Annotated in this window: 9 protein-coding genes and 4 pseudogenes; 3 read left to right on the top strand and 10 right to left on the bottom strand. The window is 61.4% G+C overall.

The window, feature by feature from the left end:
• Positions 1-2: 2 nt before the first annotated feature.
• Genes ASF57_RS24490 through ASF57_RS24480 form a run of 3 tightly spaced genes read right to left on the bottom strand, consistent with a single transcriptional unit; the run spans position 3 to position 3248 of the window.
• The gene (locus ASF57_RS24490; protein WP_082503737.1) at positions 3-1064 is read right to left on the bottom strand and encodes a glycosyltransferase; all 1062 of its coding nucleotides are present in this window, start codon (positions 1062-1064) and stop codon (positions 3-5) included.
• Entirely contained in the window at positions 1061-2173 is a 1113-nt protein-coding gene (locus tag ASF57_RS24485; RefSeq protein ID WP_082503736.1) for a glycosyltransferase, read from the bottom strand. Before ASF57_RS24485 ends, ASF57_RS24490 begins: the two co-directional genes overlap by 4 nt.
• Positions 2166-3248: a glycosyltransferase family 4 protein gene (locus ASF57_RS24480; RefSeq protein ID WP_082503735.1), complete on the bottom strand. Its 1083-nt coding sequence runs from the start codon at positions 3246-3248 to the stop codon at positions 2166-2168. Before ASF57_RS24480 ends, ASF57_RS24485 begins: the two co-directional genes overlap by 8 nt.
• A gap of 811 nt (positions 3249-4059) precedes the next feature.
• Here ASF57_RS24480 and ASF57_RS24475 point away from each other — a divergent pair.
• A complete protein-coding gene (locus tag ASF57_RS24475) occupies positions 4060-5121 on the top strand; it encodes an HD domain-containing phosphohydrolase (protein WP_082503734.1) in 1062 nt (353 codons plus the stop codon).
• Between the two features lie 61 nt (positions 5122-5182).
• Here the strand turns inward: ASF57_RS24475 and ASF57_RS06300 are convergent, their stop codons facing one another.
• From ASF57_RS06300 to ASF57_RS06295, 3 genes and pseudogenes are all read right to left on the bottom strand, one after another.
• A complete protein-coding gene (locus ASF57_RS06300; protein WP_056186726.1) occupies positions 5183-6565 on the bottom strand; it encodes a 3-deoxy-7-phosphoheptulonate synthase class II in 1383 nt (460 codons plus the stop codon).
• 438 nt (positions 6566-7003) lie between these two features.
• A pseudogene (locus tag ASF57_RS26785) lies at positions 7004-7291 on the bottom strand (IS701 family transposase); the annotation flags it as partial.
• Positions 7292-7305: 14 nt separating this feature from the next.
• A pseudogene (locus ASF57_RS06295) lies at positions 7306-8200 on the bottom strand (IS3 family transposase); the annotation flags it as partial.
• Between the two features lie 84 nt (positions 8201-8284).
• On the opposite strand from ASF57_RS06295, the gene ASF57_RS06290 reads away from it, so the two are divergent.
• Positions 8285-9298, top strand: a complete 1014-nt coding sequence (locus ASF57_RS06290; RefSeq protein WP_244476843.1) for an IS110 family transposase — start codon at positions 8285-8287, stop codon at positions 9296-9298.
• A gap of 235 nt (positions 9299-9533) precedes the next feature.
• Here ASF57_RS06290 and ASF57_RS06285 read toward each other — a convergent pair.
• Positions 9534-9845: pseudogene (locus ASF57_RS06285) on the bottom strand (transposase); the annotation flags it as partial.
• A 421-nt stretch (positions 9846-10266) separates the two neighbouring features.
• Between ASF57_RS06285 and ASF57_RS06275 the strand changes: the two are divergent.
• Entirely contained in the window at positions 10267-11025 is a 759-nt protein-coding gene (locus tag ASF57_RS06275; protein WP_156375995.1) for an IS630 family transposase, read from the top strand.
• Between the two features lie 173 nt (positions 11026-11198).
• On the opposite strand, the gene istB is transcribed toward ASF57_RS06275, so the two are convergent.
• The 3 genes and pseudogenes from istB to ASF57_RS06260 form a co-directional block, all read right to left on the bottom strand.
• The gene (istB, locus tag ASF57_RS06270) at positions 11199-12008 is read right to left on the bottom strand and encodes an IS21-like element helper ATPase IstB (protein ID WP_056481133.1); all 810 of its coding nucleotides are present in this window, start codon (positions 12006-12008) and stop codon (positions 11199-11201) included.
• Positions 12005-13522 carry an IS21 family transposase gene (istA, locus tag ASF57_RS06265; RefSeq protein WP_082503740.1) on the bottom strand — a complete coding sequence of 506 codons (1518 nt, stop codon included), beginning with the start codon at positions 13520-13522 and terminating at the stop codon, positions 12005-12007. The genes istB and istA overlap by 4 nt, the downstream gene beginning before the upstream one ends.
• A 243-nt stretch (positions 13523-13765) precedes the next feature.
• Positions 13766-14098 (bottom strand): annotated as a pseudogene (locus ASF57_RS06260) (transposase); the annotation flags it as partial.
• Positions 14099-14236: the final 138 nt, after the last annotated feature.

Below are 14236 nucleotides of genomic sequence, written 5' to 3'. Positions count from 1 at the left end.
GCCTAACGGCGTCTCTTGTCGGCTCGCTCAGCCGCTTCCATGATGAAGGCAGCAGTCCGCGAGATCGCGCCCGGTCGTGCAAGTCCACCGATCACGGCTGGATTCAGGTCGAGGCCCGCCATGACGAGTTCCGGCCATGCTTCTGGGCTGGGCCACATCGGACAATGGATGGCTGCCCCCATGCCTGACAGCGCGAGAGACTTCTCGAATTGCTCGTCAAAAGGTCGGGGTTCGGGAAGGCAGATGAAACGCTTAGCCGTTGCAGCTACGGCGGAGACCACGCCATCGCCACCACCGCCGATGACCAGAGTGGCCCGCTCTATGAATGGAGTCGGGTCGGCAACCCAGCCGTGATGGTGGAGATTCGGCGGCAAATCCGATGCGCTTCCACTTGTCGGCCCAAGCACATGCCATGGACGATCGGGTACCGCTCGAGCTGCAGCCGCCAGATCTCTCAGGCTACCGCCAGCGCCACCGCGCCCATAGATGACCAAGATCGAACCATCTTCGTCTGCAACTGGCGTTGTGGGCCTCTCCGATGTGAGCAGGCCGGTGTAAAATGTTTTCGCACGAACCCAGTCAGGTGTTGTAGGCGAGTCGAGTTCCACCGGAAAAAACGCCAGCAATCGATCGGCAGCGCGAAACGCCTCCAGATGGGGCATATCGCTGCGCGTTCCGGCTAGGCGAACCGCCAATGTCGGGACAGACATCAGGCGGGCGAAAAGGGTGATTTCAACTGAGACGTCAATGACGATTAGAGCTGGATTGGCCTCAGCAACCCACGAAGCGAACTGACCCATTCGCGTCCGGACATTGTCAGCACAGACAGGTGCATAGTGCAGACCCAGGGGACGGGTATCTGCTCCGTCTTGCCCGTCAAAGGACACGCCAACGCGATCGTCCGGTAAATCGAGGACGGGAACAGGCGCCGCCTCTGTGTCATTCGTGGCAAACGTTCCGATCAATGTCACAGGACGGTCAAGCGCGCTCGCGATCAGACATGCACGCTGCCAATGGCCAGCGCCCTGATGATGAACATAATAGCCGATTGGTCTCCTACTCATGACATTCGCGGGTCGGACAATGATCGAAGTTCGGCCAGCATCTCCTCGAGGTTTGCGAGTGCTAATTCCAGAGGCACTAGAACCGCTGGGGGAATTCCCTCCCCAATCGCGGCTTCGACCCGTTCCACAAGCGCAATCGCGTTGGGACATTCTACGAGATCGAGAGATGCGACATCGTCCTGAGAGAGCCCGAACGCTTTCAAGGCTGGGACCATGCGGACAGGATCATCGAAGCATTGAGCTAACTTCTGGCGTCTCTGAATCAAGGTTCGCCAATGGTTTGCATCCGGCAGAAGATAGGCTTCACGGCCGTCGGCAACACGCGAGCGGCGTATCATCTCTGTGGCCATTCCACCGATCACACGCCCAACGCCGCGATCGGAGACCGAAATCCAGACGTCTGGGCAATGCCGAACCCGGCCGCCAAACCAGCGCACCCGCGAGACCAAAGCGTTGTCCTCGCCGCAAGGAAGCGTCGGCAAGCCTCCAACCCGACGATATAAATCCGCACCTAAGCTCAGGCTCGCAGCGACATGATCACCGTGCCGGGGTGCTGGATCGTGAAACGGTGGATCAAGGACCTCTTCGAGTTGGCGAACAGCATACCAATATCGCTCAATCTCCGCATGGATTTGATTCAGACGCGGGTCTTCGGTTGCTAAGTCGCTATTAATTACCAGACGGCCGCCCACGAGTTCCGCTGTCTGCAGCGCTCGCAGGTTGGAAATCACCCAGTTTTCCGGCGCGATCGCGTCAGCATCGGTACTTAGAAGAACACCGTTCTTGACACCGTCCCGGTCCAACCAGTCCGCACCAGCATCGAGAGCTCGACGACGCGCAGTGCCTACGTGTGCTTGTTCCGATGGGATGGTAACCTCAAGAACCCGCAACTCGATATGAACCATCTCAGAGCGCGTCGACAGAGCCTTTAAGGTCTCGACGGTGGAGTCTGTACAGTTATTGGCCACGACGATGACACGCAGGCGTGCGCCATCAGGGACACCCTTTTGTCGATCAAGGGATCGCAAAAGGCGCGGCAACGTATCGGCCTCGTTGCGAGCGGGCACGCACACCACAGCTCGCGCCAAAGAGCTTTCAAGCTCAGCCATTGCTGACACGGGCAGCGATCGTGGCCTTCGGAATCCGTTCAAGCTCGCTTCTATAAAGGCCCTCGTAGCGATCGGTCATCGTCTCTGCATTGAACAGTTGCTCCGCTCGGCGGCGGCAATCGGTACGCGAAAGCTGTATCGCTCGCGTGACGGCAAAGCCGAGATCTGCAACGTCATCCGCAGCGGCCAGCACCCCACACGAGGAATCCAGGATGTCTGGAATTGCACCGCGACGGAACGCTGCAACCGGCGTTCCGCACGCGAGAAATTCAGCTAGCACGAGCCCGAAAGGCTCTTCCCAACGAGGCGTACACAAAGCGACGTGGGCCTCTCCTACGCAACGTGCGAGATCATCGTGTCCGAGGTGACCGAGATAAGTGACGTCGTCTCCGAGCCGGGGGGCAATTTCGGCATCCCAATAGGCCGGATTCGAGCGTGGACCAGCAAATTTCAGCGGCAGCTCTGCAACTCGAGCAGCGTCGATGGCGAGGTGCGTTCCTTTTTCGGGAACGAGCCTCCCCATCCAGATCGCGTGTGGCTCGCCCGAAGGGCGCGCGGAGTAGGCGAAGGCGCTGAGATCAATGCCATTTCCGATGACATGCGGCTCACTGATGATATCGTACCACTCCCGCGCGAGCGAGGGCGAAACCGCAGCAAACGCCATGTCTCGCGCCCGCGCCCGTACACCCCGAACAAATGGTTCGAACGGAGGGGTATGGAGGGCTGTCACCATGGGGCACGGGAGTTCGCCAGCTCGCAGAAGCGGTAAGAAGTGCAGGCTGTTATTATGCACGAGGTCGAAGCCCTCTGCGGCGACCGCATCCATGATCCGGACGTAAGCGGCGTGCTCTGTCGCATCGATGCGAGCCTCCGAGACATCGTCGAACGCGCAACCCGTCGGCGCACATACCGGAACAAGGGCGAAGCTACCGACGGACCCCTCCGATGCGTACAACGTGACCGCATGTCCTCGGGCTTGAAGCGCGGATGCGAGTAGATGTGTGTGCATTTCCAGCCCTCCCGAAAATGGTTGGGCGATCGGAAACTTCAGATGCGCGATGATGGCGATCTTCACAGGATGCGGACGCGATGTTCGAGGAATTGACGTGTGAGAATGAAACTTCACCCGCACCATGGTTTTTGCGCATCACTTGGATGTCGGCGCGGCGTACTAGGCCATGCCGAACCACAACGTAACGTGAACAAGAAGCAAGATCTGTATGTGGTGGACCACCGCCGAAATTTGGTGGGCGGCCGATTGCCCGGCGGAGATATGACCACAAGGCAAATAATTTGAAGCACTGTATTTGAAACGTTTTGACCAATATAGCTATTTTTTAGATAGTATTTATTGATATAAAATCAGCATTTCTTATGTATTATTTAATTGTGAATAGAAATCACTTAAAGATACCGTTTTAGTTTCAATATATCACGAATTATGCAACGCTTATCATTTGAATGATTGAATTATAAAATATCACAAGTTGAATATAAACAACCAATAGTTTTTTACTATGTGCATGCTATACACTTATTTTTCTCGATGAAGAATTTTTATGTCTATTGATCGACAAGTTTCCATTGCCTCATTTCAGGTTGCCAGATTGAATGGAATATCATTTTCTGTGTCGACGCATGCAAAAAGATTCACAGTCCGAAAACGATTCTAGTTTATTCTCTGGATACGATCTCAGACGGAGGCCCCTGCCATACTTTATGAATTGACTTTCGCCAGCATAAAATATTCTTGCTCCATTATAATTTAGGACATCCATCTTCGCTGTTTTGAAATCGAGTTTAGCTGATTAATGCGTTTTTTCCAGGTCGTGTTGGATCGTTAAGAAATTTAGAAATTGAGAGTTGAGCTAGGAAATCAGGACGCCATGGTGGACGCGGCCATCTATCTACTTACCGACCGGCCAGACCGTAGCGTTGCTTTAGAGACACTGATCAAAGCGATTGGACGCTGCGAAGTCTTGAGCGTTGGTCAGGAGCAGCCTTTCGATGTGGCACCCCGCGCCATTGTCTCGGACATGACACTGAGTCGGCGCGAGGCGGCAAATCGACTCCGGGCCTTCCTACGCCGGAAGGGTGATAGCGCGCTACCGGTTGTTTGTTTGTTGCGGTCGACAACAGATCAGGATCTCCGTCAAGCACGAGACCTCGGCGCTACCATTTGCTTCCCTGCTTACACCGCTCCGCATATTGTTGCTCAAGCTCTTCTCGCGGAAATCACAGAGAGGGAGACCGACGTCCTCGCTCAGCCCATCATCAAAAATGTATCGCGCGCGCGGGAAGTTCTGACCGACCTTTTCGAAGGAGTCCGGACCGGTGGACCAATCTCGCTCGTCCAGGTCGATGCAGGCCTTGATCCAATTCTTGCGGCCGTGAAAGAAAACGGGTTGACCCGGTGGTTAGAGACTGTGTGGACGCACGACGACGCGACCTATCAACATTGCCTCCTCGTCGCCGGCGTGGCTGCACAATTCGTCTTGCATCTTGGTTTTGGAGCCAAAGATCGCGAACACTTCGTCCGAGCGGCACTGCTGCACGATGTCGGGAAGGCGCAGATCCCTCTCGAGATTCTCAACAAGCCCGGCCGTCTGGACGCCGACGAAGTAGCAATCATGCGTCTTCATCCAGTCATCGGCTATGATATCCTTTGTAAGAGCGGATGTGATGCCACGACTCTAGGTGCGGTGCGCCATCATCATGAAATGCTCGATGGCTCCGGCTATCCAGATGGTCTGATTGGCAATGAGATCAGCGATACAGTCAGATTATTGACGATCTGCGACATCTTCTCGGCACTGACCGAAAGAAGGTCTTATAAAGAGCCGATGCCAGCGCGCGAAGCAATTGCCATCCTGACCAGCATGACAGGAAAGCTGGAGGCAAGCCTTGTGCATCATTTCGCCGATGCAATGCTTCGAGCTGCCAATTAATGTCAAAAAGCAGGATCGGCTAGCTGAAATTGGACTAGTCGATCCTGTTCTACCACAGTTACTATTCAGCAGCATCAAGGCGTGGACGTTCAATCGTCGAGCGTTCGCGCTTCACGAGTTCCGCCGTGAGGAACGCGACTTCCAGCGCTTGTTCGGCATTCAACCGCGGATCACAATAGGTGTGATACCGATCGCGTAGATCTTCCGCCGTCAAAGCCCGGGCGCCACCGGTACATTCAGTCACATCCTTCCCGGTCATCTCCAGATGGATGCCACCCGCGACTGTGCCTTCGGCACGATGAACGCCGAAGAAACTCTCGATCTCCTGCATCACACGTTCGAAGGGACGGGTCTTGTAGCCTCCGGCGGAGATCGTGTTGCCATGCATCGGATCGCAAACCCAGACTACGCTGCGCCCCTCTCGCTCAACTGCTCGGATCAACTTCGGTAAATGCTCACCAACCTTGTCGGCCCCGAAGCGGCAGATGAGCGTGAGACGGCCAGCCTCATTCGACGGATTGAGCTTGTCAATTAGCGTTATCAGACCTTCTGCGGTCATTGAAGGCCCGCATTTCAAGCCGATCGGATTTCTGACACCGCGCGCATACTCGACATGGGCGTGATCCGGTTGGCGCGTGCGATCGCCGATCCACAACATGTGACCAGAAGTGGCATACCAGTCCCCGGTGGTAGAATCGACCCGTGTCAAAGCCTCTTCATAACCCAACAGGAGGGCCTCGTGGCTTGTGTAGAAGTCCGTCGTGCGGACCTCCTGATGTGTTTCTGGGTTGATGCCGATAGCTCGCATGAAGTCTAGAGTTTCAGTCATCCGCTCTGCGCAATCAGCATATCGTGACGATTGCGGAGAATCTTTCACAAACCCGAGCATCCAACGATGCGAATTCTCTAGGTTCGCATAACCGCCGGTCGCAAACGCCCGAAGAAGGTTCAAGGTCGCTGCGGACTGACGGTACGCTTCAAGCTGTCGGCGCGGATCGGGAACGCGTGCCTCTTCCGTGAATGTCAGTCCATTGACGATGTCGCCGCGGTAGCTCGGCAGTGTCACGCCATCCATCGTCTCGGTAGGCGAAGAGCGAGGCTTTGCGAACTGACCAGCGATACGACCGACCTTCACCACGGGAGAGCCGCCTGCGAAGGTAAGCACCAGAGCCATCTGAAGGAATACGCGAAAGAAATCGCGAATGTTGTCGGCGGAGTGCTCGTCGAAGCTTTCTGCACAGTCGCCGCCCTGAAGAAGGAACGCCTCGCCTGACGAGACTCGCGCCAGGGCGGCTTTCAGCTTCCGAGCTTCCCCTGCAAAAACGAGCGGAGGAAAACTTGCGAGCTGCGATTCGACAACATGCAAGGCAGCGGCGTCCGGATAAGCGGGAACCTGCTGGATCGGCAGATTTCGCCAGGTCTTCGGTGTCCAACGCTCAGCCATTGTCGTCTCCGTTCCGCCTTTCGGTCGGCTCCGCGTGGCAACAAACCCCGCGTAAAGCGCGGCTTATAAAGCGGTTCTTCCATGGTGGCGAGAGAGGGATGAGACGCAGCAGACATTCGAGCTACGCGTACCGGCTCCATAGCGCAGACCCAGCCCACCTTTCAATTCAGATGCTTTGTCACTTACGAGACGGACGACCGGTGTCTATAGTAATTCCAGTCTCAGACGGAACTCAGAATACTTCCAGAAGGTCATCTATCGTGATGACCCAACGTCGTCGTGCGCCTCAAACTCTTCACACGTTAAACTGCGATTATAGAGCAATCTTGACCGCGCGACGAAGAAATCGAGCACCATCCTCATCTCATTGCCGCGATTTCCTTGACGAGAGATGCGATCGTGAGTCGTCGGATTTAGCACTATCTGGGCACTTTGATGTCAGAGGGCAGCGTGAGGCGTCTTTAGACGTGTGAGCACAGGACTGGCGGGACGAGGCTGGCGAACAGGTGACCGATGATGGCCTGCCGCACGGCGGGCGGGCTGGGTGATGGCGGCGGCCCCGGAAGGCGGGTCATCATTTTTTCCCCGCCCCGTCCGACGATGTTCGGCGAGGCGCAGGTGCTGCAGGTAGGCGCAGGCGATGCACGTCATCAGCGCGTTTCGATGCAGCCCGGTCCAGGACCGTCCCTCGAAATGGTCGAGGGCGAGCTTGATCCTCCCCCGTTTCGACGGACGGGGGTTTAGCTCGCGTTCCGCTCGGCCTGCTCGGGTGTGATGTAACCGAGGGCCGAGTGGATGCGCTGCCGATTGTAGTATCCTTCGATGTAGGCGAACAGGTCGCGTCGGGCCTCGTCCCGGGTCGCCCATCGGCGCTGGTGGACGAGTTCGACCTTGAGGGTGTGGAAGAAGCTCTCCATCGGGGCGTTGTCGTAACAGCAGCCCGTTCGGCTCATGGAGGGTGTCGCCCTCATGTCAGCGAGCTGGTTTCGGTAGGCTTCTGCCGCGTATTGGCTGCCGCGATCCGAGTGACAGATGAGGCCGGCCCCCGGTCGCTGCCGTTGGGTGGCCATCATCAAGGCGGCCGATGTCAGCTCGGTCCGCATATGATCGCGCATGGACCAACCAACGATCTTGCGGGTGGCGAGATCGAGTATGGCGGCTAGGTAGAGCCAGCCCTCGCCGGTGGGCAGGTAGGTGATGTCCGCCAGCCAGACCGTGTTAGGCAGGGCAGCCGAGAAGAGCTGCTTCAGGAGGTTGGGTGCGACCGGCAGATCGTGACGGCTGTCGGTCGTGCAGGGCCGGAACCGACGCCCAGCCAGGGCCCGAATGCCTTGGCGGCGCATGAGGCGCTCCACGCGTCCGCGACTGGCTGTTCGGCCCTCCGCGCGCAAGGCCGCGTGCACCCGAGGTGTGCCGTAGCGCCTATGATGCTCGGCATGGATCCGCCGGACGTCGGTCGAGGAGTTGACGGTTCGACACCGACCGGGCGCTCTCGGGGCGTGACCGCCAGCCGTAGTCGCCGCTGGGGGAAACTTCGAGCACGCAGCACATGAGACGCACCGGCCAGGTGCTCGCATGCTGCTCGATAAAGGCAAACGTCACTTGGGCATCTCCGCGAAGATGCCGATCGCTTTTATGGAATGGCCCGCCCCTTAACCTACGGCGCTATGATGGCGCCGGAACGGTAGGAGAGGACCGATGACGAAGACACCTATCGCCGTGCTCGGGATCGATCTGGGCAAGAACAGCTGCAGTTTAGCCGGCATGGATACCACCGGCGCAGTGGTGCTGCGCAAACGGATGACGCGGGATGCGATCGTGACGTTCGCGACGACCTTGCCATCATGCGTCATCGCGATGGAGGCGTGCTGCGGTGCCCACTTCCTTGGCAGGACGCTGGCGCTTCATGGACACACGATATGGCTGATGTCGCCGGAAAATGTCCAGCCCTACGTCAAGGCGCAGAAGACCGATGACCGCGATGCCGAGGCGATCGCCGAAGCCGCGACGCGCTCGACGATGCGCTTCGTATCGCTGAAGAGCGAAGCGCAGCTCGACCTCCAGATCCTGCACCGGGTGCGCGAGCGGCTGGTCAATGCGCGCACGGCGCTGATCAACCAGTTGCGTGCGGTGCTGCTCGAGCGCGGGATCATCCTGCCCAAGGGGCGCATCAACCTGATGCGTCGCCTCGAAGAGCTCATGGCTGGCGATCCGGCCGTCAGCGCTCGCACCGGCGCGTTGCTGGCCGACCTTCGTGCAGAGTGGGCGGGGCTCGACCAACGGATCAAGGCCTATGACGATGAGCTCGCGGCGCTGACTCGTGAGGATGAGCAGGCGCGGCGGCTGGCGACCATCCCTGGTATCGGCGTCATCAACGCGACCGCCTTGCTTGCCGCCGTCGGCGACGGCAGCGCCTTCGCCAAGGGGCGTGATCTGGCGGCATGGCTTGGCCTGACGCCGCGGCAACACTCGACCGGCGGAAAGACGAAGCTGCTGGGGATCAGCAAGCGCGGGAACGGTTATCTGCGCAAGCAACTGATCCACGGTGCTCGCGCCGCCATGCCGCATCTCGCTGCTAGGCCAAGCCAACTCGGCGGCTGGTTGCAGGCCATGCTGACGCGCGCTCATCCCAATGTCGTGGTGGTGGCGCTGGCCGCGAAACTGGCACGTATCGCGTGGGCCGTGCTGCGGCATGAAAAGGATTTCGATCGGCAAGCGCCCGTCGCTGCCTGATCGTCAAAGATTGCGGACGGCGCCAATGCCGGTCGCTCACAATGTCTGCGTGAGGTGAACTGAAGATGGCATAACGGGTCGTACCGGCAGTCTGGAAACCTGGTTCTAAATGTGGTGCCTGGCACCGGCGCTTTTATGAGGACCAGACTGTGCGGATATCCAGCTTGGCCAGGGCTTCAGCCTTGAGACGGGATACGTTGATGCAGACCATCATGCCGTCTTTGACAAACCCCTTGCGGACGGGGCGGGCCATACGTTTTAGGACGTCGCGCTCCATGCGCGTCCGGTCGAGTTCACGCCGCAGACGGGCGATCTCAGCGGCTTGGTCGGAGGGGGACGCCACCGGGCTCGCAGGCGCGGCTCCCGGTGACCCTGCTATCCGCGGTGGTGAGGAGCCACCCATCAGCGCCGAGCGCCACTGCCTCAGCATCGAGGGTTGGATCCCGAGCTCGGCTGCGATCTGCATCTGCGGCCGGCCGCTGCTGTCCAGCAGGGCCACCGCCTCGCGTTTGAACTCGGGGGTGAACTCGCGTCTCGTCTTGGCCATCAAACACCTTCCCAGCCCGCAAGGAGCGTATCATACTGTTTCCGGCTGATTGATTCGGGCTGGATTCCCAATGGTCGGTCATGGGTTTAGCCTCCGCATAGTCTTGGGGAGGCGGACATGGCTCACATCGCCGAACATCTGAGCGTGGAGGAACTGGGCCGGCGGGCTCGCACGAGCGAGGACGCCTGCGCGGCGCGGCACTATCAGGCGATCTGGCTTCTGGCCCAGGGGCAGACTGTGGCGGAGGTCGCCGCCGTGACCGGCTTCGTGTCGCGCTGGCTGGAGCAACTGGCCCGCCGCTACAACCAGTTCGGTCCCGACGTGCTGGGCGACCGCCGGCGCCGCAACGGCGCGCCCGCCCGGCTTCTGACGCCTGAGCTTCTGGATCGCTTGCGCACGCGCCTGGAGACGCCGCCGCCCGATGGAGGGGCGTGGAATACGACCAAGATCGCTGCCTTCATGGCCCAGGAACTCGGCCTCGCCTCGGTCTACCCGCAACGCGCCTGGGATGCGCTGCGGGCGCTCGGCTGGTCGATCCAGGCGCCACGTCCCAAGAACCCGGCGGCGGCCAGCCCCGACGAGCAGGCCGCCTTTAAAAAAACTCGCCGCGACCCTCGCCGAGGAAGAAGCCCGCCATCCCGGCCCACCGGTCACGCTCTTCTGCACGGACGAGCACCGCATCGGGCTGAAGCCGATCATCCGCCGGGTCTGGGCTCCACGCGGGCAGAGGCCGACCGCGCTTGGCCATCACCGCTACGAATGGCTCTACGTCACCGCCTTCGTGGCGCCCGCCACCGGCGAGAGCCATTGGTACGTCGGCAACGGCGTCTCCAAGCCGCTCTTCGAGGGCCTGCTGGCGCTGTTCGCCCGCGAAGCCGGAGCGGGCGAGCGACGCACCGTCATCCTGCTGCTCGACGGAGCCGGCTGGCACACCGAACCCGGACTGCGCGTGCCGGACGGTCTGCGGCTCGTCTACCTGCCGCCCTACACGCCAGAACTCCAGCCCGCCGAACACCTCTGGCGCCTCGTCGACGAACCCATCGTCAACCGGCACTTCGACCACCTGGCTGAAATCCAAGATCGCATCGAGAAACGCTGCCAAGACCTTGAAGCCGATCCAGATACCCTTAGGGCCAACACCCTCTTCCACTGGTGGCCACAGAAAATCATGCCGAACTAATCAACCGGAAAGGGTATCAGAGGTGTCCGTAAAAGCGGGTGTAGCGCGGCAATCTGGATGATTGGTCAGCGACAATCTGGATGAGGCACATCGGCGTCGCGGCGGGAGGAGTTTGGTCCTCTGGTGAGCGCGGCGCAAGGCGGATCGGCCGTTTGATTGACGCGGCGCGGCGATCACGGCGCCGTCTTTGTTGTCGCGCGGGTTGGTGGGCGGCCGGGCCCGCGTTTGCGATCCAGGGCGGCACGCCGCCGATAGCTCTCGACGTTCATCTCGAAGATCGTGGCGTGATGGACGAGGCGGTCGACGGCGGCCAGCGTCATGGCCGGGTCGGGGAAGACCTTGCCCCATTCACCGAACGGCTGGTTGGCGGTGATGAGGATCGAGCGCCGCTCGTAGCGGGCGCCGATCAGCTCGAACAGCACGCTGGTCTCGGCTTGATCCTTGGTGACATAGGCGAGGTCGTCGAGGATCAGCAGGTCGAAGCGGTCGAGCCGGGCGAGGGCCGCTTCCAGGGTGAGGTCGCGCCGGGCGATCTGGAGCTTCTGGACAAGATCGGTGGTGCGGGTGAACAGCACCTTCCAGCCGCTCTCGATCAGTGCCAGGCCGATCGCGGCCGCCAGATGGCTCTTGCCGCCGCCGGGCGGCCCGAACAGGAGCAGGTTGGCCCCGGTGCCGAGCCAGGCGTCGCCGGCGGCGATGGCCATGACCTGAGCCTTGGAGACGGACGGGACGGCTTCGAAGTCGAAGGTGTCCAGGGTTTTGCCCGGCGGCAGGCGTGCTTCGGCGAGATGACGCTCGATGCGACGCCGGTCGCGTTCGGCGAGCTCGTGCTCGGCGAGAGCGGACAGGAAGCGGGCTGCCGGCCAGCCTTCCGTGTCGGCCTTTTCGGCAAAGCTCGGCCAGACGGCCTTGATGGTGGGCAAGCGCAGGTCGCCTAGCATGACGGCGAGGCGGGCGACGTCGGCGGCGGAGGCGGTCTTCATGCGAGCTCTCCCGTCTGGACGGTGGAACCCAGCAGCCCCTCGTAGCTGGCGAGCGTCGCCAGATGGACGCTGACGTGCGGGATGCCGGCCGGGTCCGGTGCGAAGGTGACGCGCAGGGCCGCCAGGTCGGGCAGACGTCGGGCCTCCAGATCCGCGGCGAGCCTCACCGCGAGTTCGGCTTCGCAGCCTCGCTCGTGGGCGAGCGCCAGGAGTTCGACCATGACGCGGCAGGCCTGCCGTTCGGGACCAGCCTGCAACAGGGCGTCGAAGGCGTGGCGGTAGGCGTCCCGTGGGAAGAGCCGGTCGCGGTAGACGAGGTTGAGCAGCGCCATCGGCTTGCGCCGCAGGGCGTGGATGACGTGGCGGTAGTTCACGACCTGATCGTGGCGCCCATCGGGATGGGCTCGCCCACGGGGTAGTTCCAGGAGTGGGGTCCCGCCAAGGAACAGTGCGAGGCGGTCGTCGTAGAGGCGCACGCGCAGGCGGTGCCCAATCAGGCGCGAGGGCACGGTGTAGAACACCTTGCGCAGGGTGAAGCCGCCCGAACTGGTGACCCGTACGACCGTCTCCTCATAGTCGCAGCTCCGATGCCGGGGCAGCGCCTTCAGCGAGGCCCGTTCGCTGTCAATCCGTCGGGCGTTGCGGGCATTCCGGCGCCCGACGAGCTCGTCGAGGAAGCGCCGGTAGGCGGAGAGATCCGGGAACTCGCGGCTCGCCCGCAGCAGGAGCGCGTCGGCGATGGCGCGCTTGAGATGGCCGTGTGGCCCCTCGACGGCCCCGTTCTCATGGGCGAGGCCGGCGTTGTTGCGGGTCGGGGTCATGCCGTAATGGGCACATAGCGCCTCATAGCGGCGGGTGAGGTCGGCGCTCGCGTCCGCGTCGAGATTGCGGAAGGCGGCCGAGAGGCTGTCGGTGCGGTGCTCGCCGGGTGCGCCGCCCAGGCTCCAGAGCGCATTCTGCATCCCCTCAGCCAACGCCACGAAGCTCTCGCCGCCCAGCACCACGTGGGCATGCTCGAAGCCCGAGTAGGCGAGCCGGAAGTGGTAGAGCCGGTGATCGAGCGCGATCCCCGCGATGGTGATGCCGGCGGCATTCATGTCGGTGAAGTCCGACAAGCCGATCCGCCCGGGCTCGTGGGTTTGGCGGAAGATGACCTCCTGCTCCGCAACGTGCAGCGCCCGCCAGGACCGGATGCGGCGCTCCAGGGTGCGCCGGACGCCGGCATCGAGCTCGGGGTGACGCCGGATCATCTCCTCGAACAGGGCGATGGGACGAAGGCCGGGGGAGGCCTGCAGGAAGGGTACGACCTCAGCCTCGAAGATCTCGGCCAGAGGATCGGGCCGCCGCCGACCCCTGGGAGCCTTCTTCAGAGACGGCAGGCGTGGATCCTGCTCGATGCGGTCGGCGGTGGCGGGACTGAAGCCGGCCTTGGCGGCCGCGGCACGTCGCGGGTCAGTCTGACGGAACTGCATGTAGAGCCTCATCTGGCGATCGGTCACATGGCGGCCGGGCATGCGGGACCCCTCCTCGGCGAGGAGGGCCGTCCGCACAGCCGGTCGGCCGTGATCGCCAGATCTCGTTCGCGTCCCTACGCTCGGGCTTCGCCCTCCCTCCGGGACGCGAACGAGATCAGTGCCTCATCTTGATTGTCGCGCCGTCACCATCCTGATTGTCGGGCTGCAAGCGGGGGAGGATCATATGCAGATTGCTCAGACCAGCGGATCATAAGCCACTTGCGGACGGGGCGGGCCATACGTTCTGGCTGGGACCGATGCGCTGTCCAGGCAAGCCCGGCTCCAGTCGATCTCACCTGCGGCGTGTAGGCGCTCCAGGAGCAGGTGATGCAGGCGGTGCCACACGCCCGCCGCTTGCCAATCCCACAGCCGACGCCAGCAACTCATGCCGGAGCCGCAGCCCATCTCCGCCGGCAGCATCTCCCACGGAAGGCCCGAGCGCAGCACGAACAGGATGCCCGTCAGTGCGGCCCGGTTCTCAATGGGACGACGCCTGCCCTTCGGACGGGTCCGAGGCGGCGAGAGGAGCGGAGCGATCTCGTCCCAGCGATCATCGGGGAGAAGCGGTCTGGCCATACCAAACCAACGCGGAACGTCCAACTCCGTGCCGTTCTGTTAGGGTCTGGACTCGATCAGCACCAGAAGGCGATGACGGCAGCGAGTGCGACGGCCGAGGCGTAGTTTCGGGCCAGCTTGTCGTAGCGGGTGGCGATG

The sequence above is a fragment of the Methylobacterium sp. Leaf117 genome, assembly GCF_001422985.1.
Classification (GTDB): Bacteria; Pseudomonadota; Alphaproteobacteria; order Rhizobiales; family Beijerinckiaceae; genus Methylobacterium.
Note: the sequence above shows the minus strand (reverse complement) of the source record. Positions and strands in the feature narration are given on the sequence as shown.

Excerpts from the sequence above, each read along its gene's own strand:
- ASF57_RS24490 (WP_082503737.1), bottom strand. The coding sequence starts at position 1,064 with ATGAGTAGGAGACCAATCGGCTATTATGTTCATCATCAGGGCGCTGGC.
- ASF57_RS24485 (WP_082503736.1), bottom strand. The coding sequence starts at position 2,173 with ATGGCTGAGCTTGAAAGCTCTTTGGCGCGAGCTGTGGTGTGCGTGCCC.
- ASF57_RS24475 (WP_082503734.1), top strand. The coding sequence starts at position 4,060 with ATGGTGGACGCGGCCATCTATCTACTTACCGACCGGCCAGACCGTAGC.
- ASF57_RS06300 (WP_056186726.1), bottom strand. The coding sequence starts at position 6,565 with ATGGCTGAGCGTTGGACACCGAAGACCTGGCGAAATCTGCCGATCCAG.
- ASF57_RS06275 (WP_156375995.1), top strand. The coding sequence starts at position 10,267 with ATGGAGGGGCGTGGAATACGACCAAGATCGCTGCCTTCATGGCCCAGG.
- istB (WP_056481133.1), bottom strand. The coding sequence starts at position 12,008 with ATGAAGACCGCCTCCGCCGCCGACGTCGCCCGCCTCGCCGTCATGCTA.
- istA (WP_082503740.1), bottom strand. The coding sequence starts at position 13,522 with ATGCCCGGCCGCCATGTGACCGATCGCCAGATGAGGCTCTACATGCAG.